Source organism: Ruegeria sp., assembly GCF_040830605.1.
Taxonomy (GTDB): domain Bacteria; phylum Pseudomonadota; class Alphaproteobacteria; order Rhodobacterales; family Rhodobacteraceae; genus Ruegeria.
On record NZ_JBFOMD010000008.1, the window covers coordinates 268,903 to 291,013 of the forward strand.

Below are 22,111 nucleotides of genomic sequence, written 5' to 3' on the forward strand. Positions count from 1 at the left end.
TGGACCCCCCATGCATGACGTTTATTATCGCAGCCCGACATAACGCGGCACTTCAGACCGCCGGATCAGGGAGTTGTGATTTAGATGTTTAGCGTTTTCAAGCCTGCCCGAAAACTGGCCTTGTCGGCCTGTGCCTTGGCGACGGCCGCGTTTCTGGCGGCTTGCGACACCATTGCGGTGGGCGGCGGAGGCCCTTCGATCAACACGTCAAAGCCGGTTCCGGTGGCCCTGCTGGTGCCGCGCGGATCGAGGCAGCCGGGTGACGCGGTTCTTGCCCAGAGCCTTGAGAACTCGGCCCGGCTGGCCATTGCCGATCTGGGCAATGTGCAGATCGACCTGCGCGTCTATGACACGGCGGGCAATCCGAACACCGCTGCCGCTGTCGCTCAGCAGGCCGTCAATGACGGCGCCAAGATCATTCTCGGACCGGTCTATGCCCAGGCCGCCAACGCGGCAGGTCTTGCGGTGCTGAACAAGCAGGTCAATGTCCTGTCCTTCTCGAACAACACCAACATCGCCGGCGGCAATGTTTTTGTCCTGGGTCCAACCTTCAGTAACACCGCGAACCGGCTGGCCAGTTTTGCCGCGTCGCAGGGCAAGAGCAGCGTCGTAGTGGTGCACAGCAATGATGACGGCGGACAGCTGGGCCGCGCAGCCATCACGCAGGCTGTCGGACGCAGCAGCGCACGGGTGGTCGGCACCGTCGGCTACGAACGCTCGCAGCAGGGCGTGATCAACAGCGTGCAGACCATCAGGTCGACGGTCAGCAGCAGCGGCGCGGATTCGTTGTTTCTGACCTCGACCACAGCCGGCGCGCTACCGCTTTACAGCCAGTTGCTGCCCGAAGCGGGCGTCTCACCCGCCGCCACGCAGTTCATTGGCCTGACCCGCTGGGATATCCCGTCGCAGACGCTGGAACTGCCCGGGGTGCAGGGTGGCTGGTTCGCGCTGCCCGATCCGGGCAAGGCGCAGGCTTTCCGTTCGCGGTACCAGGCCAGCTATGGCGGCGCACCGCATCCGATCGGCGGGCTGGCCTATGATGGCATCGCAGCCATCGGCGCATTGGTGGGTGCTGGTAAGTCCGATGCCCTGACCGGAGCGGCACTGACCCAGAATGCCGGGTTCCAGGGTGTCGGTGGCATCTTCCGTTTGCGGCCCGACGGGACTAATGAAAGGGGGCTGGCCGTGGCCACGATCCAGAACAAACAGGTGGTTGTGATTGACCCTGCCCCACAAAGCTTCTCCGGTGCCGGTTTCTGACCCGGCACCTGCTGTCCTGACCGAACCAATGCTGACTGGCGAGCTGATCTGCCCGCCGGAACGGATTTTTGACGCCGCTGCCGTTCACGCCCGGATCGCGTCCGCAGCGGAGACTTGCGCTGATAACGCCGCCCTGCGCGGGCAGGTTGTTTCGATTCTGCGCGATGTGCAGAAATCGGGCCGCACCGCGATTGCCGAGGCCTTTGCCGCACAGCCTTTTGCGGCCCGTCCCCTGACCCGGGCCTACACCTATCTAACCGACGGGTTGGTGCGCACCGTGCTGTATGTGGCCGGTGAGATTCTGCACCCTCTGGCCAACCCGACTCAGGGGGAGCGCATCGCGGTGATAGCGGTGGGCGGATATGGCCGTGGCGAGATGGCACCAGCCTCAGATGTCGATCTGCTATTCCTGACCCCTTACAAGATCACCGCCTGGGCCGAGAGCGTCATCGAATCGATGCTCTACATGCTCTGGGATTTGCGGCTCAAGGTCGGCCATTCCTCGCGCACCATCAAGGATTGCCTGCGGCTGGGCGGCGACGATTTCACCATCCGCACCGCCATGCTGGAACACCGGTTCCTCGCCGGGCATGAACCGCTGGCCGAAGAACTGGACGAGCGCCTCAAATCCGAGCTTTTTAAAGGCTCCGGGCAGGAGTTCATCGAGGCCAAGCTGCAAGAGCGTGAGACACGCCACCGAAAGCAGGGCGAGCGCTATATGGTCGAGCCCAACGTGAAGGAGGGCAAGGGCGGCCTGCGCGACCTGCAATCGCTATACTGGATCGCCAAATACCTTTATGGCGTACAGGACGTGGCGGAATTGGTGCCGCTGGGCCTGTTCACCCGCGAGGAGTTCGACACTTTCGTTCAGGCCGAGGATTTCCTGTGGGCGGTCCGCTCGCATCTGCATCTGGTGACCGGGCGGGCGAGCGAGCAGTTGTCTTTTGACCTGCAGGTCGAGGTGGCCGACCGCATGGGGTACGAGGATCGCGCCGGGCGCCGGGCCGTCGAGGTCTTCATGCAGAAGTATTTCCGAGAGGCCACCCGGGTGGGTGAACTGACCCGGATCTTTCTGACCAAACTGGAAGCGGCACACATGAAGGGCGCTCCTCTGCTGGAGCGCATTTTCCGCCGCCGTCCCCGGGTCAAGCCCGGCTACCGCGTGGTGCATGGCCGACTGGATGTGGCCGACCCGGCAAAGTTCCTCGCCGACAAGGTCAACCTGCTGCGCCTCTTCGAAGAAGGGTTGCGGACAGGCATGCTGATCCATCCCGACGCAATGCGGCTGGTGACGGCGAATCTGGACCTTATCGACGACGACATGCGCGCCGACAAGGAGGCGCAGCGCATCTTCCTCGACCTGATGCTCAAACACGGCAACCCGGAACGCGCCCTGCGACGGATGAACGAGCTGGGGGTTTTGTCGGCCTTTCTGCCCGAATTCGAGCACATCGTGGCGATGATGCAGTTCAACATGTATCACAGCTACACGGTGGACGAGCACACCATCCAATGCATCGTGAACCTGGCCCAGATCGAGCGCGGCGAGCTGATTGAAGAACTGCCGCTGGCCTCGTCGATCCTGGACCGCGGGGTAAACCGCAAGGTGCTCTATGTGGCGCTGCTCCTGCATGACATCGCCAAGGGACGACCCGAGGATCACTCGATCCTCGGCGCCAAGATCGCGCGCAAGGTGGCGCCAAGGCTGGGGCTGAACAAATCCGACGCCGAGACGGTGGAATGGTTGGTCCGCTATCACCTGCTGATGTCGGACATGGCACAGAAACGCGATATTTCCGACCCGCGCACGGTGCGAGATTTCGCCAAGGCGGTGACGACGGTCAAGCAACTGGACCTGCTGACGGTGCTGACGGTGTGTGACATCCGGGGCGTCGGTCCCAACACCTGGAACAACTGGAAGGCCACCCTGCTGCGCGCGCTGCATGCCGAGACCAAGCGGGCGCTGGAAACCGGGATGGAGGACCTCAACCGCGCAAATCGCGGCGCCGAGGCCAAGAAGGCGCTGCGCGAGGCGATGGAGAACTGGTCGAAGGCGGACCTCAAGACCGAGACGGGGCGGCATTACGATCCGTATTGGCAGGGCCTGAACCTGTCGACCCATATCGAGTTTGCCGAGATGCTGCAGGCGCTGGAACATAGCGGCGATCCCGGCGCGATGGAGATCCGCCTGCACCCGGACGTGGATCGCGACGCCACCCGTGCCTGTTTCGCGATGGCCGATCACCCGGGCATCTTCGCGCGGATCGCGGGCGCGCTGGCGCTGGTCGGGGCCAATGTGGTCGATGCCCGCAGCTACACGACCAAGGACGGCTACGTGACCGATGCCTTCTGGATCCAAGATGCCGAAGGCCACCCGTTCGAGGCCTCTCGCCTGCCGCGTCTGACCAAGATGATCCACAAGACGCTCAAGGGCGAGGTCGTGGCCCGCGAGGCGCTGAAATCCCGCGACAAGATCAAGAAGCGGGAAAAGGCCTTCAACGTGCCGACGCATATCACCTTCGACAACGATGGCTCGGAGATCTACACCATCATCGAAGTGGACACGCGCGACCGGCCCGGCCTGCTTTATGATCTGACACGGACGCTGGCGGCGGCGAATGTCTATATCGCCAACGCGGTGATCGCGACCTATGGCGAGCAGGTGGTCGATACCTTCTACGTAAAGGACATGTTCGGCCTGAAGTACCACTCGGAAAGCAAGCAGCGCGGGCTTGAGGCCAAGCTGCGCAAGGCCATTACCGAAGGCGCGGAACGGGCGGCCTCATGAAGCCCATCCGATTGCTCTCGGGCCTGTTCACGGTGGGCTTCTGGACCCTGGCCAGCCGGATACTCGGGTTCTTGCGGGAGATTCTGCTGACCGCGTTCATCGGGCCCGGCCCGGTGATGGATGCGTTTGTCGCCGCCTTCCGCCTGCCCAACATGTTCCGCCGCTTCTTCGCCGAGGGCGCGTTCAACGCCGCCTTCGTTCCGATGTTTTCGAAACGGCTGGAGGGCGGCGAGGATGCGGTGGGGTTCGCCCGGGATGCGTTCAACCTGCTCAGCACGGCGGTGCTGGCGCTGGTTGGGCTGGCCATGGTCTTCATGCCCGCTTTGGTCTGGGCCACGGCCGAGGGGTTCCACGGAGACGAGCGGTTCGATCTGGCGGTCGGCTATGGCTATATCGTGTTTCCCTACATCCTGTTCATGTCACTGGCGGCGCTGTTTTCCGGCGTTCTGAACGCCACCGGACGCTTTGCCGCGGCTGCCGCCGCACCGGTGCTGCTCAACATCTTTGCCTGCAGCGCGCTGATCGCCGGCGCCCTTCTGGGCGGTGAGGTCATCGACTGGCTGATCCGGGTGATCCCGGCGGCCGGGGTGGCGCAGCTGGCGCTGGTCTGGTTCGCCGCTGAGCGCGCGGGCATCCGTATCCGCCCCGGCCTGCCCCGCCTGACACCCGAGATGCGCCACATGGTTCGCATCGCCGTGCCCGCGGCTTTGGCGATGGGTGTGACGCAGATCAATCTGGTGGTGGGGCAACTCGTGGCCTCGAAAACCGAAAAGGCAGTAAGCTGGCTGTTCGCAGCCGACCGGCTCTATCAGCTGCCGCTCGGCGTTGTGGGCATCGCGGTAGGCATCGTGCTGCTGCCCGATCTGTCCCGGCGCCTGCGGGCGGGCGACGATTCAGGCGCGCGGGATGCGTTTTCCAGGGCCGGAGAATTCTCGCTGCTGCTCACCATCCCCTCGACAGTGGCCTTTCTGGTGATGCCGCTGGCGCTGGTCTCGGTCCTGTTTCAGCGCGGACAATTCGGGCCCGAGGACAGCGCGGCAACCGCGCTGGCAGTGGCGATCTACGGAATCGGCTTGCCCTCTTTCATGCTGCAAAAGCTGCTGCAACCGCTCTATTTCGCGCGCGAGGATACCAAGTCGCCCTTCCGCTACGCGGTCGTTGCCATGGTGGTAAACGCGACGCTGGCCTTTGGCCTGTATCCTCTGGTCGGCTGGATTGCCCCTGCCATTGCGGCCTCAGCGGCGGGCTGGGTGATGGTTGGGCTGCTGGCGCTCGGTGCACGGCGGATGGGAGACGTGGCCCGGTTTGACGCGCGCTTCCGCGAGCGGGCATGGCGGATCGTGGCGGCCTCGGGCGTGATGGGCGCGGCATTGCTGGTGGCAATGCGGCTCGGCGGCTGGATGCTGTCGGTGCCAAGCTGGCGGTATCTGGCCCTGTTCGGCCTGATCGTGTTGGGAGCCACGGTCTATTTCGCCGCCGGGCAAGCCATCGGTGCCTTCCGCATGGCCGAGTTCAAACGCGCGCTACGCCGAGGTTAATCCCGCCGCATCCGGTCGCGGATGCGAGCCCAGCCGCCCGGTGCGAGAAAGAACGAGAGACCGAACCCGGTGGCAAAACCGCCCAGATCGGCCACCCAGTCATTTGTACCGCCGAACAGCAGCCCGAACAGCAACTGTATCCCCATCAGGACAGCAATCAGGTTGAAGGCCCGCGCTTGGTTTGCGCCCACAAGGGATAATCCACGCCAGAGCAGCCAGGTGAAAGCGCCGATCAGGCCATAGACCGGCGGAAAGCCCCCGACCAGCGGATAGCGCGGGTCGAGCAGCAGGGCATAGGCCAGCGCCCCACCGACACCGGACACCACGAAGATGATCAGCATCGCAACGCCGCCGAACACCTCGCCCACCATCTTGCCCATGGCGAGCACAAAGACGCAGACAAAGATCGCCTGCGTCATGCTGCCATGCACGAAAGGATAGGTGACGAAGCGGATCAGCTGCTCGAACGGCCAGCGGCCGGTTTCCCACATCCAGCCCAGAACATCGGCGGAAAACGCATAGGAATTCAGTGCCGACAGGCGCCAGCCCACCGCGCCGGGGCCACCGATCATCCCCCGTGCGCCAAGCGAAAATGCGACCTCGATCCCCATTATGAACAGAACCAGCGCGACCACCACCGGCGGCAACGGGTTCACGGCGGGTGTGTAATGCGGGCTGCTCATGGGTTCCGGCCTTTCCTGCGCCTGTTGACGTCCCCTGGCACCATGGGTAAGCGACGGGGGCTGTTTTTTCCAGACGGGAGTTCCTTTTGATGACCCAGACCCAATTCACGCCTCGCGTGTTTTCCGGCATCCAGCCCTCGGGCAATTTGCATCTGGGCAACTATCTTGGCGCGCTCAAGCGGTTCGTCGACATGCAGGAAGAGGATTTCGAGACCGTCTACTGCATCGTCGATCTGCACGCGATCACCGTCTGGCAAGACCCCGAACAGCTGCGCCAGAAGACCCGCGAGGTCTGCGCGGGTTTCATCGCGTCCGGTCTGGACCCGGCCAAGTCGATCCTGTTCAATCAGAGCCAGGTGCCCGAACACGCACAGCTGGCCTGGATCTTCAACTGCGTGGCCCGCATCGGGTGGATGCAGCGGATGACACAGTTCAAGGACAAGGCAGGCAAAAACGCCGAGAATGCCTCGCTGGGTCTGTTTGCCTATCCGTCGCTGATGGCCTCGGACATTCTGGTCTATCACGCGACCCATGTGCCGGTGGGCGAGGATCAGAAACAGCATCTGGAGCTAACGCGCGACATCGCGGCCAAGTTCAACCATGACTACGGGGTTGACTTCTTCCCTATCACCGAGCCGGTCATCGGCGGCGCGGCCCCGCGCGTGATGAGCCTGCGCGACGGATCCAAGAAGATGTCTTCTTCCGACGCCTCGGACATGAGCCGGATCAACCTGACCGATGACACGGACGCCATCGCCAAGAAGATCCGCAAGGCCAAGACCGACCCCGAGGCGCTGCCGTCGGAAGCGGCAGGGCTGGAGGATCGGCCCGAGGCCCGTAATCTGGTCCGCATCTATTCCGCCCTGTCCGGGCTGGATGTCGATCAGGTACTGGCCGAAGTGGGCGGCAAGCAGTTCGGCGCGTTCAAGCCGATACTGGCCGATCTGGCGGTCGAGAAACTCTCACCGATCACCACCGAGATGGATAGGCTGCTGGCCGATCCGGCAGAGATCGACCGCATCATGAGCGATGGTGCCAAACGCGCCCGCAAGATCACGGCGCCGATCCTGCGCCGGACCTATGAGATCGTGGGGATGGTCGGGGCGTAGCCCGGTACCGCGTGCGAAAGTGAAAAGAGCCGCCGCTCTCTCCGGCGGCTCTTCTCTTCGCCCAGACGCCGCTCAGGCGGCCTTCTGGTGCAGAATGTCGTGCACGATCCGCTCGGCGACGTCATTGGGGCAGACGGACAGGCGGGCCGCAGTGCTCAGAATGCGGTCCATGGTCCGGTCCAGCGCTTCGAGCCGGGCAGCCACCCAATCCTCACGGTCGGCTATCTGAAGGATCTCAGTTGCCACATTGACGATCCCACCGCCATTGGCGACGAAATCGGGCGCGTAGAGAATACCGCGCTCATGCAGGCGCTGGCCGTCGGCTTCGGTGGCAAGCTGGTTGTTGGCACCGCCCGCAACCGCACCGACCTTGAGCAGCGGGATACTGGCCTCATTCAGGATGGCGCCTATGGCGCAAGGCGCGAAAATGTCCGCTTGCGCTTCGTAAATCGCGTCGGGCGCGACCAGGGTCGCCGAGAATTCTTGGGCAACGCGGGTCACCTGCGCCGCGTCGATATCAGTAATGATCAGCTCTGCCCCGGCTTGATGCAGGAAACGGCAGAGGTGGTGGCCCACGCTCCCCAGCCCCTGGACCGAAACGGTCTTACCCGTCAGTTCCCCGGACCCGAACCGATGCCGGGCCGCGGTGCGGATGGCACTGAAGATGCCGCGTGCGGTCACCGGGGAAGGATCCCCACTGGCAAAGGCGCCATCGGCCAGACCGGCCACGAACCGGGTCTCGGTTCCGATCTGCGCCATGTCGGCTGGTGTCATGCCCATATCCTCAGCGGTCCAGTAGCGGCCTTCAAGGCTTTGCACGACACGGCCAAAGGCCTGCATCAACTCGGGTGTCTTGTCTACAGAAGGATCGCCGATGATCACCGCCTTGCCGCCACCCAGAGGCAGGTCCGCCGCCGCATTCTTGTAGGTCATGCCGCGCGACAGGCGCAGCGCGTCGTTCAGCGCCTCGACCTCATGCCCATAAGGGCGCATCCGCACCCCGCCCGCCGACGGGCCGAGCCGGGTGGAATGGATGGCGATAAAACCTGTCAGGCCGGTGGCCGGGTCCTCGAACCGGACCACTTCCTCATGCTCGGGCGTGTCGACTTCTGTGACCTTCATTTTCCCCTCCAATTTGCCTGTTTTGGTTTTCGCACGGACCGGGGGGAGAATGTCACCAAGATTGCCTGCCTGCCATCATTGGATTAGAGTTATTCTCCATCATTCGCATCAATTTCGGAGGAATCCTCCAATGGACCTGATCGACCGCAAGATCGTGCGCGCCTTGCAACGCGACGGGCGCATGACGGTCACCGAGCTGGCCGAGACCGTGGGCCTGTCCCCTACCCCCTGCGCAAGGCGGCTGGACCGGTTGCAGCGGGACGGGGTGATCACCGGATACGCCGCGCAGGTCGATCCCGCCAAGCTGGGGCTGGGTGTGTCGATCTTTGTCTCGGTGGAACTCGACAAGCAGGACCGGGCCGCAATCGATTCGTTCGAACGCGCGATCCGCGCCTGCGAGGAGGTGATGGAATGCTACCTGATGACCGGGTCGCGCGACATCTTGCTGCGGGTGGTGGCCTCGGACCTGTCAGCCTTTGACGCCTTCCTCGAACACCGGCTGATGCAGATCCCCGGCATCCGCAATCTGCGGTCCAACTTCGCCCTGCGCGCCATGGTCAAACGCGAGGTGCTGCCGATGCCCGAATGAGCAGGCCCATGATGAAAGGTCTGGACCTCTGACCCAACGGCACCTACTTTCTGCGCCAAGCGAGGGAGAGAGTGATGGCAGTCGGCAAGAATATCCGCACCTATTTCGAGGGCCAGTGGCATGAGGGCGACGCGCAGATCATGCGGGCGGGCGATCATGGCGCCTGGCTGGGGTCGAGCGTGTTCGACGGGGCGCGCTATTTCGACGGGATGGCGCCGGATCTTGAGGCCCATTGCGCGCGTACCAACCGTTCGGCCGAGGCGCTGATGCTGACCCCCACCGTCTCGACCGAAAAGATGGTGGATATCGTGCGCGAAGGGCTGGAGGCCTATGGGCAGGACAAGGCGGTTTACATCCGTCCGATGTATTGGGGCATCGACGGCGATGCCTCGGCCATCGTGCCCAAAGCCGACAGCACCGGTTTTGCCATCTGCCTTGAAGAAATCCCGCTGGCCGCGCCCACCGCCTCGGTCACGCTGACCACCACGCGGTTCCGCCGCCCGGTGCTGGAGGATGCGGTGGTGAACGCCAAGGCGGGATGCCTTTATCCCAACAACGCAAGGATGCTGCGCGAGGCACGGTCCAAGGGGTTCTCCAACGCGCTGGTGGCCGATGCCATGGGCAATGTCGCCGAAACTGCCACCGCCAACATCTTCATGGTCAAGGACGGCGAGGTCTTTACCCCCATCGCCAACGGCACGTTTCTGGCCGGGATCACCCGCGCGCGCCACATTGCGAACCTGCGGGCGGACGGGGTCACGGTCAACGAATCCGTCCTCGGCTTTGCCGATTTCCACGACGCGGATGAGGTGTTCATGTCGGGCAACATGAACAAGGTCACTCCGGTGACCGCTCTGGACGACACGCAATTCCAGATTGGCCCTATCGCGCGCCGCGCGCGTGAGTTGTATTGGGATTGGGCGGCGTCAGACAGATAAACCTGCGGACGAACGTCATCATTGTCAGTCGCCGCATGGTCAGGCATGATCCGGCGAAACAGAAAGGATGCTTATGCGTAAGTTTCTTGTCGTCCTCGATGACAGCCGTGAATGCCTGAACGCCATGCGTTTTGCGGCCATGCGCGCATCGCATACGGGCGGTGGCGTGGCCGTGCTGTCGATCATCCCGCCGGACGAGTTCAACCACTGGATCGGCGTCGGCGAGGTCATGCGCGAAGAGGCGCGCGAGCGTATTCACGCGCATTTCGAGGTTTTCGCCAAATGGATGCGCGACAAGCAGCAGATTGAGCCTGAACTGATCATCCGCGAGGGTGAGCCGGTGCCGGAGATCATCAGCTATGTTCAGGACGACCCGGAAATCGGGGTTCTGGTTCTGGGGGCCGGAACCGACAAGAAGGGCCCGGGGCCGCTCGTCACCCAGCTCTCTCGCAATTCCGGCAGCCTGCCGATTCCGGTCACGATCGTGCCGGGCGATCTGAGCAAGGAGAAGCTGGAAGAGATCACCTGAGCTGGGCTTCTGCTACTTTTAGAATCATTCCAAACTCTTGACTTGGGGCGCTGAACGGCGCATATCCAAATCAATCACCACGGAGTCCCGCCATGTTCATCCAGACCGAATCGACGCCGAACCCGGCAACGCTGAAATTCCTGCCCGGCCAGACGGTTCTGGAGGTGGGTACCGCCGATTTCCCGTCTTCCGAAACGGCAACAAAATCGCCGCTGGCTGCGCGCATTTTTGTGGTGAACGGTGTCACCGGCGTGTTCTTCGGCAACGACTTCGTGACCGTCACCAAGGCCGACGCCGTGGAGTGGGACCACATCAAGCCCGCGATTCTTGGAGCGGTGATGGAGCATTACCAGTCCGGCCAGCCGGTGATGGGCGACGGCGCGCAGACCGCGTCCGGTCATGCCGAGCACTCGGGCGAAGATGCAGAAATTGTCAACCAGATCAAAGATTTGCTGGACAGCCGCGTGCGCCCGGCGGTGGCGCAGGATGGTGGCGACATCACCTTTCACGGTTTCGACCGCGGCGTGGTCTACCTGCACATGCAGGGCGCCTGCGCGGGCTGCCCGTCCTCGACACTCACGCTGAAAATGGGAATCGAGAACCTGCTGCGTCACTACATCCCCGAAGTGACCGAGGTACGCCCCGTTGCCGTCTGAGCCCCTGATTCTCGGATTCGACACATCGGCCGCGCATTGCGCGGCCGCTTTGTTGCGGGGGGGCGAGATCATCGCCTCCCGCACCGAGGAAATGTCGCGCGGCCAGGCCGAGCGGCTGATGCCCCTGCTCGAAGAGCTTCTGGCGGATCATGGCGCGACCTGGCGCGACCTGTCGGCCATCGGCGTGGGCGTGGGCCCGGGCAATTTCACCGGGATTCGCATCTCGGTCTCGGCGGCGCGCGGGTTGGCGCTGGGTCTCGGCATTCCCGCCGTTGGCATCACTGGATTCGAAGCGCGCGCTTTTACCGCCCCAGCCGGTCACCTGCCCATCATCCCGGCCCCGCGTGAGCAGGTTTATGTCCAGCCTGCCAAGGGCGGCCCGGCCCTTCTGCCACTGGCCGACGCAGAATCGCTCGGGAATCTCTACACGCAAAACGACCCGGGCGTGTTGGTCGAGGCGATTGCCCGTCTGGCCGCGACCCGCTGGCAGGACACGACTCAGCCCCCCGCCCCGCTCTATGTCCGCCCGGCAGACGCCGCGCCGTCGCGCGACGTGCCGCCGGTGCTGCTGGACGGATGACGCCCGAAGAGATGGCCGCAACCCATGTGGCGGCCTTTACCCAGTCGCGCCCGTGGACAGCCAGTGAATTCGCCGATCTTCTGGCAAACAGATTCACCTATCCCATTGGTAATGCGGATTGTTTTGCGCTTGTCCAGATCATCGCGGATGAGGCAGAACTGCTGACCATCGCCACCCATCCTGACCACCAGCGGCGGGGCCTTGCGCGGCGCTGCATGTCCGAGTGGCAGACCGAGGCCGCCCAGCGCGGTGCCATCCGCGCCTATCTGGACGTGGCCGCGGACAACGCGCCCGCCATTGCCCTCTACCAGCGCTGCGGCTATGCGCCCTGCGGTCGGCGCCCGGGCTATTACCGGCGCGCAAGCGGGAAGAACGTGGACGCGATACTGATGGAACGCCGCCTGCCCTGACGGCAAGCCGCTGAATCTCGGACCATCCGGTCAAAAAGCGGTTGACCCTGCGCGCCGCAAGCGGCCTTAATTGCCAGCATCACAGCAGTAATGCTCGCGTGAGCGGGGTTTGGCCCTGTCTCTTGCACCAAACGATAAAACCAACGGGAGTGAAAAATGACTCTAATGAAATCCCTGATGGGGGCCGCCGCTGCAGTTGCTCTGACCGCAGGCGCCGCCCTGGCCGAGCCTGCGCTGATCTTCGATCTGGGCGGCAAATTCGACAAATCGTTCAACGAGGCCGCATATAACGGTGCCAAGCGTTGGGCCGATGAGACCGGCAACAGCTTCCGCGAGATCGAGCTGCAGTCCGAAGCCCAGCGCGAGCAGGCCCTGCGCCGCTTTGCTGAGGCCGGCGCCAACCCCGTGATCACCATGGGCTTTGCCATGGCCGATCCGCTGAGCGCTGTTGCCGCCGATTATCCCGACACCAAGTTCGTCGCGGTTGACGTGACCTGGCTGGACGCGCCGAATATCCGGCAGATCGGCTTTGCCGAGCATGAAGGCTCGTATCTGGTCGGCATGCTGGCCGCGCTGGCCTCGAAATCGGGCACCGTGGGCTTTGTCGGCGGGATGGACATTCCGCTGATCCGGCACTTTGGCTGCGGCTACGCGCAGGGCGCCAAGGCCGTGAACCCCGACGTCAAGATCATCGCCAACATGACCGGCACCACCCCGGCGGCATGGAACGACCCGGTGAAGGGATCGGAACTGACCAAGGCACAGATCAGCCAGGGCGCTGACGTGGTCTATGCCGCGGCTGGCGGTACCGGTGTGGGCGTGCTGCAGACCGCCGCGGATGAGGGCGTTCTGTCCATCGGCGTCGACAGCAACCAGAACCACCTGCACCCGGGCAAGGTCCTGACCTCGATGCTCAAGCGCGTGGACGTAGCCGTCTATGACGCCATGACGGCAGGCGAGAATCTGGAAACCGGTGTGTTCACGCTCGGCCTGGCCGAAGAGGGTGTGGGCTATGCGCTGGACGATAACAACGCGCCGCTGATCTCGGATGAGATGAAGGCCGCGGTGGACGACGCCCGCCAGAAGATCATCGACGGTGAAGTCAACGTGGTCAGCTACTACGAAAACGACAGCTGCCCCGCGCTGAGCTTCTAAGCAGAAAGCCTCAGGCCATGACGGATTGTATTCATACTCTGTTCGCGGCCTGGGGTGATCCGTCGCCCGAGGGCCGTGCCGAAAAGACGGACGCGGCCATCGGGCCCAACTTCTACTATTCCGATCCAAACGCACCCGAGCCCGTGCAGGGCCGTGACGCCTACCTGGCCTATATCGCCATGTTCGGCGAGATGATGCCTGGCGCCAGCGCCAAAGTGGTCCACATCTCGGAACATCGCGGCCATGCCCGCGCCACGGTGGATTTCCTCAAGGATGGCGCGCTTATGATGCGCGGCCAGTATTTTGCCGATCTCGAAAACGGCAAGGTGGTGCGGCTGATCGGTTTTCCAGGCATGGGAGAGCCCGAGTGACAGCCCCCGCCATCGAGCTGAAAGACATTTCCAAATCCTTCGGGCCGGTTCAGGCCAACAAGGACATCTCCATCAGCGTCGCCCCCGGCACGATCCACGGGATCATCGGCGAGAACGGCGCGGGCAAGTCCACGCTGATGAGCATCCTGTATGGCTTCTACAAAGCCGACAAGGGTGAGATCTGGATCAACGGCAACAAGACCGAGATCCCCGACAGTCAGGCCGCAATTGCGGCGGGCATCGGCATGGTGTTCCAGCATTTCAAGCTGGTCGAGAACTTCACCGTGCTGGAGAACATCATTCTGGGCGCCGAGGATGGCGGGCTGCTGAAACCTTCGCTCTCGAAAGCGCGCAAGACGCTGCTGGAGTTGGAAAAGGAATATGGGCTGAACGTCGATCCCGACGCGGTGATCGAAGAGCTTGGCGTGGGCATGCAGCAGCGGGTGGAAATCCTCAAGGCGCTCTACCGCCAGGCCGAGATCCTGATTCTGGATGAGCCCACCGGCGTGCTGACCCCGGCCGAGGCGGATCAGTTGTTCCGCATCCTCGACCGGCTGCGGGAAGAGGGTAAGACGATCATCCTGATCACCCACAAACTGCGCGAGATCATGGAGGCAACCGACACGGTCTCGGTGATGCGGCGCGGTCAGATGACGGCAACGGTCAAAACCTCTGAGACCAACCCCGAGCATCTGGCCGAACTGATGGTGGGCCGCAAGGTGTTGCTGCAGGTTGACAAGGTTCCCGCACAGCCCGGCAAACCCATCCTCGAAATCGAGAACCTGCGGGTCACGGATGAGAATGGCGTCGAACGGGTGAAGGGCATCGACCTGACCGTCCGCGCAGGCGAAATCGTCGGCATCGCCGGTGTCGCCGGCAATGGCCAGTCGGAACTGCTTGAGGTTCTGGGCGGCATGCGAACCGGCGTGGGCACGATCAGGCTCAACGGTGCGCCACTAGCGCTCAGCGGAGCGGGGTCCGACGGACAGGCCCGACGTGCACAGCACATTGCCCATGTCCCCGAGGACCGGCAGCGCGAGGGTCTGGTGATGGATTTCCACGCCTGGGAAAATGTTGCCTTCGGCTACCACCGCGATCCGGCGTATCAGCGTGGCATCTTTATGGACAATGCCGCCTTGCGTGCCGATACCGAACGCAAGATCGAAAAGTTCGACGTGCGGCCGCCCGATGCCTGGCTGTCGGCCAAGAACTTTTCGGGCGGAAACCAGCAGAAAATCGTCGTCGCGCGCGAGATCGAGCGCAACCCGGACCTGTTGCTGGTCGGACAACCGACGCGTGGCGTGGATATCGGCGCGATCGAATTCATTCACAAGCAAATCGTTGCCCTGCGCGATCAAGGCAAGGCCGTGCTGCTGGTCTCGGTGGAACTTGAGGAAATCTTCTCGCTGTCGGATCGGATCGCGGTGATGTTTGATGGGCATATCATGGGTGAGCGTCTGCCCCATGAAACGGATGAAAAAGAACTGGGCCTGCTGATGGCCGGTGTAGCCGGGGAGGCCGCATAATGGACAAGATGCCCAAATGGGCCGATGTGGTGCTGATTCCGCTGATCAGCCTGCTGCTGGCCGCGATCTTGTCGGCGCTGGTCATCCTTGCCATCGGTGAAAACCCTGCCGAGGCGGTGAACCTGATGGTCACCGGCGCATTGGGATCGACATATGGCTGGGGCTATACGCTCTATTACGCCACCAATTTCATGTTCACCGGCCTGGCTGTCGCTGTGGCCTTTCATGCGCGCATGTTCAACATCGGCGGCGAAGGTCAGGCCATGCTGGGCGGTTTGGGCGTTGCGATTGTCTGCCTTTATGTCGACTGGCCGCATTGGAGCATCGCCCTGCTGGCCGCCTGTGCCGCATCCATGATGTTTGGCGCGGCCTGGGCGGCGATCCCCGCCTATCTGCAGGCCAAGCGCGGCAGCCATATCGTGATCACCACGATCATGTTCAACTTTATTGCCGCGGCTTTCCTGAACTATATGCTGGTCAACGTGATGCGGCCCGAAGGGTCGATGGACCCGGCAACGGCGCGGTTCTCGGAAACCGTGCATCTGCCGACATTGCACGAACTGCTGGCCCCGATCGGCATCAATTTCTCAAAAGCGGCCCCGGCCAATATTTCGCTGCTGGTGGCGATACTCGCCTGTTTCGTGGTCTGGGCGCTGATCTGGCGCACCCGTCTGGGATATGAGATCCGGTCCTACGGCAAAACCGAGACCGGCGCGGTCTATGCGGGCATTTCGCCCGTACGCATTACCATCGTCGCCATGCTGATCTCGGGCGCGCTGGCCGGGCTGATGGCCATCAACAACGTGATGGGCGAGGCCGAACGGCTGGTGCTGAACTCGACCGAGGGCGCCGGTTTCATCGGTATCGCCGTGGCGCTGATGGGGCGCAGCCATCCGTTTGGCGTGTTCCTGGCCGCAATCCTGTTTGGTTTTCTCTATCAGGGCGGCGCCGAGCTTGCGCTCTGGACGTCGATCCCGCGTGAACTGATCGTGGTGATCCAGGCACTGGTGATCCTGTTCACCGGCGCGCTGGACAACATGGTGCGGACACCGCTTGAGAAACTGTTCCTCAGCTTGCGGAAAGGGTCGACCTGATGGATTTCCTGACGCTTATCCAGATATTCGATTCGACGATCCGTCTGGCCACGCCACTATTGTTGGCCTGTCTGGCGGGCCTCTATTCCGAGCGGGCGGGCATTTTCGACATCGGCCTTGAGGGCAAGATGCTGATGGCCGCGTTCTTCTCGGCTGCAATCGCTGCCGTCAGCGGCTCGGTCTGGCTGGGCCTGCTGGCCGGCATCGCATCCTCTCTGCTGCTGAGCGGGCTGCACGGGCTGGCCTCGATCACCTTCCGGGGCAATCAACTGATCTCGGGCGTGGCAATCAACTTTCTGGCGGCGGGCATGACCGTTCTGGTGGCGCAGGACTGGTTCCAGCAGGGCGGGCGCACCCCCTCGCTGTTCGGCGGAGGCCGCTTCCCACCCATCAAGTGGCCATTTGCCGATGCGCTGAGTGATGTGCCCGTTATCGGGCCCATCTATTCCGAGCTGTTGTCGGGTCATTCGATCCTGGTCTATGTGGCCCTGCTTGCGGTGCCCGCGACCTGGTGGGTTCTCTACCGCACTCGGTTCGGCCTGCGCCTACGCGCCGTTGGTGAGAACCCGGCCGCTGTGGACACGGCAGGCGTTTCGGTTGTGGGTCTGCGCTATGCCGCCGTGGCGATCTGCGGCGTGCTGTGCGGAATCGCGGGCGCCTATCTTGCAACGGCCCTGCAGGCAGGTTTCGTTAAGGACATGACGGCAGGCCGCGGCTTTATCGCGCTGGCGGCGCTGATCTTTGCCAAATGGCGGCCCTGGCAGGCCATGGGCGCATGCCTGTTGTTCGGTCTGCTGCAGGCGGTGGCGTTGCGATTCCAGAATATCGACCTGGGCGGTGTAACGATCCCGGTGCAGGTTATGGACGCGCTGCCATATGTGCTGACCGTGGTGATTCTGGCAGGCTTTGTCGGCAAGGCGATTCCACCGCGCGCGGGCGGCGAGCCTTATGTGAAGGAACGCTGATAAGGCCAGTTGGAAACGGTAGATCGGTCCTGTTCGCTGCAGAGCGGCATTGCAGTTGATTTTGTTCCTCTCAGCGGGTCTAAGAGGAACATGCAGATCTACCTTCCAATCGCTGAAGTTTCCGTCAACGCCTTCCTCCTGCTCGGGCTGGGGGGAATGGTTGGGATTCTGTCCGGCATGTTTGGCGTCGGCGGCGGGTTTCTGATGACCCCACTGCTGTTTTTCATCGGAATTCCGCCTGCGGTGGCTGTGGCGACCGAAGCGAACCAGATCGTCGCCTCGTCCTTTTCCGGGGTCCTGGCACATTTCCGACGAAGAACCGTGGACCTGCGAATGGGGAGCGTTCTGCTCATAGGCGGCTTGACCGGCGCCGCCTTGGGGGTCGTGGTCTTCAACTACCTAAAAAGCCTCGGCCAGGTCGATCTGCTGGTCAAGCTCTGCTACGTGGTGTTTCTTGGCATCATTGGCGGGCTGATGTTCATCGAGAGCCTGAACGCGATCCGCAAGGCGCGCAAGGCCAATGGCGCAACACCCCCCAAGCGCCGCCAGCGCAACTGGGTGCATGCGCTGCCGTTCAAGATGCGCTTCCGAACCTCCGGCCTGTACATCTCGGTGCTGCCTCCGCTGGTCGTGGGACTGTTCGTGGGCGTGCTGTCGGCCATCATGGGCGTCGGTGGCGGTTTCATCATGGTGCCCGCGATGATCTATATCCTGGGCATGCCGACCAAGGTTGTGGTGGGCACATCGCTGTTTCAGATCATATTCGTCACCGCATTCACCACCATGCTGCACGCGACCACGAACTTTACCGTGGATGTGGTGCTGGCCGTGCTGCTGCTGGTTGGCGGCGTGGTCGGCGCGCAGATCGGCACCCAAATCGGCGCGCGCATGAAGGCCGAACAGTTGCGCATTCTGCTGGCGCTGATGGTTCTGGTGGTCTGCGGCAAGCTGGCGCTGGATCTGCTGCTGCAACCGGCCGAGCTCTACTCGCTCGGCACCGAAGGAGGGCACTGAGATGTTGCGCCTGATTGCAGCTCTCTGCCTGCTGGCCCTGCCCGCCTTCGCGGTGGAAGAACAGGTCGTGCTGGGTCTCAGCCAGGACCGCGTGGCCATCACCGCCGATTTCAACGGCTCCGAGATCCTGATCTTTGGCGCCGTCAAGCGCGAGGCTCCGATCCCCGAAGGCGACCCGCTGGAAGTGATCGTCGCCGTATCCGGCCCGTCCGAGCCTGTATTGGTGCGCCGCAAGGAAAAGAAGTTTGGCATCTGGGTGAATACCGACAGCGTGCTGGTGGATTCGGCGCCCAGTTTCTACGCCGTGGCCACCAGCGCCCCGTTCAAAGAGGCGATCACCGACACCGAGGATTTGCGCCACCGGGTTTCCATAGAACGGGCAATCCGGTCGGTGGGCGCGGCAATGCATATTCGCGGCGCCCAATCCTTTGCCAACGCGGTGGTGCGCATTCGCGAGAACGCGCGTCTTTATTCCATTCGTGAGAACACCGTTGCCGTGGACGAGCAGACCTTGTTCCGGACCTCGATTGAAATGCCCGCGGACCTGACCGAAGGCGAATACAGCGCGCGCATCTTCCTGACCCGTGGCGGTATGGTCGTTTCCGACTTCACGACCTCGATCGATGTGCGCAAGGTGGGGCTTGAGCGTATTCTCTACACCATGTCCCGGCAGCAGCCCATTCTCTATGGCCTGATGTCGCTCGCCATTGCTATCGCCGCCGGTTGGGGCGCCTCTGCGGCCTTTCGTCTGATCCGCAACAACTAAGGCGTTTCAGCCCGTCAGCCGCGCCCGATATAGGGCATCCTAGTCGCCATCACGGTCATGAACTGGACATTCGCCTCAGGCGGCAGGGTCGCCATGTGCAGGACCGAGCGGGCAGCATCCTCGACCGCCATAGTCGGATCAGGCTCCCGCCCCTCGGCGATTGCGGCATCGACCAGACCCTGAACCATGGATGTGTGGGCGTTGCCAATGTCGATCTGCCCGCAGGCAATACCCAAGCCACGCCCGTCCAGTGACAGGCTGCGGGTCAGGCCGGTGATGGCGTGTTTCGTGGAGGTGTAATGCACTGAATTCGGGCGGGGGACATGGGCTGCAATCGAGCCGTTGTTGATGATCCGTCCACCTTGCGGATTCTGACTGCGCATCGAAGCAAAGGCGGCGCGGGCGCACAGGAACATGCCGTTCAGGTTCACGTTGACCGTCTGATACCAGTCCTGCAGCGCTATCTCGTCGATAGTGCCGCCGGGCGCAAAGATACCGGCATTGTTGAATAGTACATCCAGCCGCCCTGCCCGGCCGTCAAAATCGCGAAACGCCGCCTGGACCGCATCCGGATCGGTGACATCGGCCACCAGCGGCACGGCGTTGGCATGCTCCCTCGCCAGCTCCTCCAATATCTCTGCGCGTCGGGCCAGCAGGCCAACCTGCCAACCCTCTGCCAGAAACAACTCGGCAGTGGCGCGCCCGATGCCGGAGCTGGCGCCTGTCACGATGATCGTTTTCATGTCTCCTCCGCCTCCAGTGTCAGGGCCGCCGGCGCCTGCCGCAGGTCATCGACCCGCAGCGCATGGGTGGGTTTCGACAGACGGTTGCGGACCACCCAGATCAGACGCTCCTGCGCGCGGGTGATGGCGACGTATGCCAGCCGTTTCCAAAGGGGTTGCCCGGCCTCGGTCCGACCCATCCGCGCGGCTGTGTAGATGTCGGGGGCAAAGACCTGCACCGTGTCCCACTGGGAACCTTGAGCCTTGTGAATGGTCACCGCCGCGCCATGCAGAAAGGTGGCGCCCATGCGGGCGGCATAGGGAATAAAGGGCTCTTCCTCATCCGGTTTTTCGATCTTGACGATCGAGGCGGCGCTGACCTGCGGATCTTCGGCCCCCATCACGTGAAGCCGCGAAAACCCCGGCTTGCGGCCGGGGCCGAGATAGATCACCTGCGCCCCCTTGATCAGCCCGCGTGCCTCAAGATCCAGCCGTTTCTTGCGGTGCTTCAGCGGCAGTTCGATGCCGTCGCAGATCAGCGGCTCGCCCTCCAGCAACTCGGTTTCGGGCGCGCCGTGAACATGGCGAAACGCGTTGATCAGGCGTATCCGCGTGGCGTTGCGCCAGACCAAAACCGGGCTGCGGGCCATCAGATCGACCTCTACCCGCTGGCCCCAGATCACCCGGTCGTCGCGGCGGGCGGTCTGTTCCACCATGCGCTCGAAATCCTCGAATCCAAGCTGGGGATCGGCAAGCGCATGGGCCAGATCGAGGATCGGGTTGTCGGCATCCTGCCGGTGAACGCGGCTGAGGCTCAGCTTGCGCGGCTCTGGCAGCCCGTCGAAGACCATCGAGCCCGACTGGTTCACCGGAGCCAGTTGTGCGGGATCACCGAACAGCAGCAGTGTCGGAAAGATCTCCTTGAGGTCTTCGAACTGCCGGTCGTCCAGCATCGAGGCCTCATCGACAAAGCCGATGTCCAGCGGCTCGTCCCGGCGTTTCCAGCCGGTGATAAAATCCGATCCGCGCAGGCCCGCGGCAGCCAGCGCACCGGGGATCGACTTGTTCCGTTCGTAGAAACCCGCAGCGCGGTCCAGCGCCTCGTCCGTCAGCCCTTCGATCTCGGGGCGCTCGCCGTTTCCAGCCAGCCACTCGGCGATACGTTCGTATTCCGGGTCGTAGACGGGGGTGTAGAGAATGCGGTGGATCGTCGTCGCGGGAACACCCCGCAACCGCAAAACGCTGGCGGCCTTGTTGGTCGGTGCCAGAATCGCCAGCGACCGCTTTTCACGCGCCTTGCGGCTTTCGTAATCGCCGGACACCACATGCACGCCTGCGTCGGCCAGCGCCTTGTAAAGCTCGGCCAGCAACAGCGTCTTACCCGAGCCCGCCTTTCCGATCACCGCCATTACACCGGATTTGCCACCGCCCGGGGGCGTCAGCAAAGCCTCGTCATCCAGGTTCACCCCGGCAGCACTCAGCATCTCGGCTACACTGTCGAAGGCGGTCGCCTGGTCGTCGGAAAAGGTCACGCTTGGCAAGGACATGGCGCGACCCTACAGGGGCGCGCCAGCCGCCGCCAGATGCTGCAGTCACCTTTTCAGATGGTTCACGCGGTCAACGCAAATCGCGGCCGGGCCGACTTGCCAAACGCGGTGTTGAACCACAGGCGCGACAGCTCACGCGGAATGCCCGCCCGCGCTGCCACCCGGTCACAATCCGCTTCGGAATATGGCCACAGCCCGACTGAGATCTGATCCCGGCCGGTGCCTTCCGAGCCCAGAACCTCGGGCGACGACCCGATCAGGCGATAGATCCGGATCATGCGGGCATCGAACACGCCAGCGATATGGGTCAGGCCAAACCCCCCCATCACTTCACCGCCACTGAGCATGATCGCCCCGGCGATGCGCGGGCTGGCATCCCGTGACAGGCAGAACCGAGTAACCTCCCAGATCAGCGGGCTGCAGATCGGAGCCCCACCGGTCAGATGGCCAAAGACGTCGTTTACCATAACCGGGCCGGTGGTCGGCAGGATGCGCATCGAGCCGCCGTGACTGCCATCCTGTTCCTCCCAGATCACATAGAGCGGGTTGAGATCGTCGTATTGATCCCGCTCTTCCCCCTGTTCGTTGATATGCACATCCCACCCAAGTCGGGTTTTGAACTGTTCGGCGCGGTCGCAAAACATTCCCTCCCGCAGTTTCGGGTATTTGTGCAGTTCGTCTGCATAAATGTACCGGAGCATGACTTGATCCCCTCATTGTCCGTTTCGGAACAAAGGGGGTACAAATTC

General features: G+C 63.0%; 22 protein-coding genes. 17 read left to right on the plus strand and 5 right to left on the minus strand.

All coding sequences use genetic code 11. From position 1 onward, the window contains the following. Positions 1 to 84: 84 nt before the first annotated feature. Genes AB3N21_RS12750 through murJ form a run of 3 tightly spaced genes read left to right on the plus strand, consistent with a single transcriptional unit; the run spans position 85 to position 5,586 of the window. Positions 85 to 1,260, plus strand: a complete 1,176-nt coding sequence (locus AB3N21_RS12750) for a penicillin-binding protein activator (RefSeq protein WP_367935576.1) — start codon at positions 85 to 87, stop codon at positions 1,258 to 1,260. Then, positions 1,220 to 4,048: a [protein-PII] uridylyltransferase gene (locus AB3N21_RS12755; protein WP_367935577.1), complete on the plus strand. Its 2,829-nt coding sequence runs from the start codon at positions 1,220 to 1,222 to the stop codon at positions 4,046 to 4,048. The genes AB3N21_RS12750 and AB3N21_RS12755 overlap by 41 nt, the downstream gene beginning before the upstream one ends. Next, entirely contained in the window at positions 4,045 to 5,586 is a 1,542-nt protein-coding gene (gene murJ, locus AB3N21_RS12760) for a murein biosynthesis integral membrane protein MurJ (RefSeq protein WP_367935578.1), read from the plus strand. Before AB3N21_RS12755 ends, murJ begins: the two co-directional genes overlap by 4 nt. On the opposite strand, the gene AB3N21_RS12765 is transcribed toward murJ, so the two are convergent. Then, on the minus strand, positions 5,583 to 6,269 hold the full coding sequence (locus AB3N21_RS12765) for a rhomboid family intramembrane serine protease (protein WP_367935579.1): 687 nt from the start codon (positions 6,267 to 6,269) through the stop codon (positions 5,583 to 5,585). The genes murJ and AB3N21_RS12765 overlap by 4 nt on opposite strands. An 89-nt stretch (positions 6,270 to 6,358) precedes the next feature. Between AB3N21_RS12765 and trpS the strand changes: the two genes are divergently transcribed. Continuing rightward, a complete protein-coding gene (gene trpS, locus AB3N21_RS12770) occupies positions 6,359 to 7,378 on the plus strand; it encodes a tryptophan--tRNA ligase (protein WP_367935580.1) in 1,020 nt (339 codons plus the stop codon). 72 nt (positions 7,379 to 7,450) lie between these two features. Here trpS and AB3N21_RS12775 read toward each other — a convergent pair whose 3' ends face one another. Beyond that, complete coding sequence (locus AB3N21_RS12775) at positions 7,451 to 8,500, minus strand: Glu/Leu/Phe/Val dehydrogenase (RefSeq protein ID WP_367935581.1); 1,050 nt, start codon at positions 8,498 to 8,500, stop codon at positions 7,451 to 7,453. A gap of 130 nt (positions 8,501 to 8,630) precedes the next feature. Between AB3N21_RS12775 and AB3N21_RS12780 the strand changes: the two genes are divergently transcribed. From AB3N21_RS12780 to AB3N21_RS12840, 13 genes are all read left to right on the plus strand, one after another. Beyond that, positions 8,631 to 9,089: an Lrp/AsnC family transcriptional regulator gene (locus AB3N21_RS12780; RefSeq protein ID WP_171175875.1), complete on the plus strand. Its 459-nt coding sequence runs from the start codon at positions 8,631 to 8,633 to the stop codon at positions 9,087 to 9,089. A gap of 74 nt (positions 9,090 to 9,163) precedes the next feature. Next, positions 9,164 to 10,027 (plus strand): branched-chain amino acid aminotransferase, encoded by an 864-nt coding sequence (locus AB3N21_RS12785; protein WP_367935582.1) that lies wholly within the window; start codon positions 9,164 to 9,166, stop codon positions 10,025 to 10,027. Positions 10,028 to 10,100: 73 nt separating this feature from the next. After that, positions 10,101 to 10,556, plus strand: a complete 456-nt coding sequence (locus AB3N21_RS12790; protein ID WP_367935583.1) for a universal stress protein — start codon at positions 10,101 to 10,103, stop codon at positions 10,554 to 10,556. Positions 10,557 to 10,648: 92 nt separating this feature from the next. Continuing rightward, positions 10,649 to 11,212 carry a NifU family protein gene (locus AB3N21_RS12795; RefSeq protein ID WP_367935584.1) on the plus strand — a complete coding sequence of 188 codons (564 nt, stop codon included), beginning with the start codon at positions 10,649 to 10,651 and terminating at the stop codon, positions 11,210 to 11,212. Continuing rightward, a complete protein-coding gene (gene tsaB / locus AB3N21_RS12800) occupies positions 11,202 to 11,792 on the plus strand; it encodes a tRNA (adenosine(37)-N6)-threonylcarbamoyltransferase complex dimerization subunit type 1 TsaB (RefSeq protein ID WP_367935585.1) in 591 nt (196 codons plus the stop codon). The genes AB3N21_RS12795 and tsaB overlap by 11 nt, the downstream gene beginning before the upstream one ends. Continuing rightward, positions 11,789 to 12,202 carry a GNAT family N-acetyltransferase gene (locus tag AB3N21_RS12805; protein WP_367935586.1) on the plus strand — a complete coding sequence of 138 codons (414 nt, stop codon included), beginning with the start codon at positions 11,789 to 11,791 and terminating at the stop codon, positions 12,200 to 12,202. The genes tsaB and AB3N21_RS12805 overlap by 4 nt, the downstream gene beginning before the upstream one ends. Before the next feature lie 156 nt (positions 12,203 to 12,358). Next, entirely contained in the window at positions 12,359 to 13,357 is a 999-nt protein-coding gene (locus AB3N21_RS12810) for a BMP family protein (protein ID WP_367935587.1), read from the plus strand. 17 nt (positions 13,358 to 13,374) lie between these two features. Continuing rightward, on the plus strand, positions 13,375 to 13,728 hold the full coding sequence (locus AB3N21_RS12815; protein WP_367935588.1) for a nuclear transport factor 2 family protein: 354 nt from the start codon (positions 13,375 to 13,377) through the stop codon (positions 13,726 to 13,728). Continuing rightward, on the plus strand, positions 13,725 to 15,254 hold the full coding sequence (locus tag AB3N21_RS12820; protein WP_367935589.1) for an ABC transporter ATP-binding protein: 1,530 nt from the start codon (positions 13,725 to 13,727) through the stop codon (positions 15,252 to 15,254). The genes AB3N21_RS12815 and AB3N21_RS12820 overlap by 4 nt, the downstream gene beginning before the upstream one ends. Then, the gene (locus AB3N21_RS12825; RefSeq protein ID WP_367935590.1) at positions 15,254 to 16,348 is read left to right on the plus strand and encodes an ABC transporter permease; all 1,095 of its coding nucleotides are present in this window, start codon (positions 15,254 to 15,256) and stop codon (positions 16,346 to 16,348) included. Before AB3N21_RS12820 ends, AB3N21_RS12825 begins: the two co-directional genes overlap by 1 nt. Next, positions 16,348 to 17,313 (plus strand): ABC transporter permease, encoded by a 966-nt coding sequence (locus AB3N21_RS12830; protein ID WP_171175856.1) that lies wholly within the window; start codon positions 16,348 to 16,350, stop codon positions 17,311 to 17,313. Before AB3N21_RS12825 ends, AB3N21_RS12830 begins: the two co-directional genes overlap by 1 nt. Positions 17,314 to 17,403: 90 nt before the next feature. Beyond that, positions 17,404 to 18,327 carry a sulfite exporter TauE/SafE family protein gene (locus tag AB3N21_RS12835; protein WP_367935591.1) on the plus strand — a complete coding sequence of 308 codons (924 nt, stop codon included), beginning with the start codon at positions 17,404 to 17,406 and terminating at the stop codon, positions 18,325 to 18,327. A 1-nt stretch (position 18,328) separates the two neighbouring features. After that, a complete protein-coding gene (locus tag AB3N21_RS12840; RefSeq protein WP_367935592.1) occupies positions 18,329 to 19,093 on the plus strand; it encodes a TIGR02186 family protein in 765 nt (254 codons plus the stop codon). A gap of 14 nt (positions 19,094 to 19,107) precedes the next feature. Here the strand turns inward: AB3N21_RS12840 and AB3N21_RS12845 are convergent, their stop codons facing one another. The 3 genes from AB3N21_RS12845 to AB3N21_RS12855 all read right to left on the minus strand — a co-directional run bounded on the left by AB3N21_RS12845 (position 19,108) and on the right by AB3N21_RS12855 (position 22,063). Next, the gene (locus AB3N21_RS12845) at positions 19,108 to 19,836 is read right to left on the minus strand and encodes an SDR family oxidoreductase (RefSeq protein WP_367935593.1); all 729 of its coding nucleotides are present in this window, start codon (positions 19,834 to 19,836) and stop codon (positions 19,108 to 19,110) included. Beyond that, the gene (locus AB3N21_RS12850; protein WP_367935594.1) at positions 19,833 to 21,362 is read right to left on the minus strand and encodes an ATP-dependent RecD-like DNA helicase; all 1,530 of its coding nucleotides are present in this window, start codon (positions 21,360 to 21,362) and stop codon (positions 19,833 to 19,835) included. Before AB3N21_RS12850 ends, AB3N21_RS12845 begins: the two co-directional genes overlap by 4 nt. Before the next feature lie 62 nt (positions 21,363 to 21,424). After that, on the minus strand, positions 21,425 to 22,063 hold the full coding sequence (locus AB3N21_RS12855; RefSeq protein WP_367935595.1) for an acyl-homoserine-lactone synthase: 639 nt from the start codon (positions 22,061 to 22,063) through the stop codon (positions 21,425 to 21,427). Positions 22,064 to 22,111 lie beyond the last annotated feature (48 nt).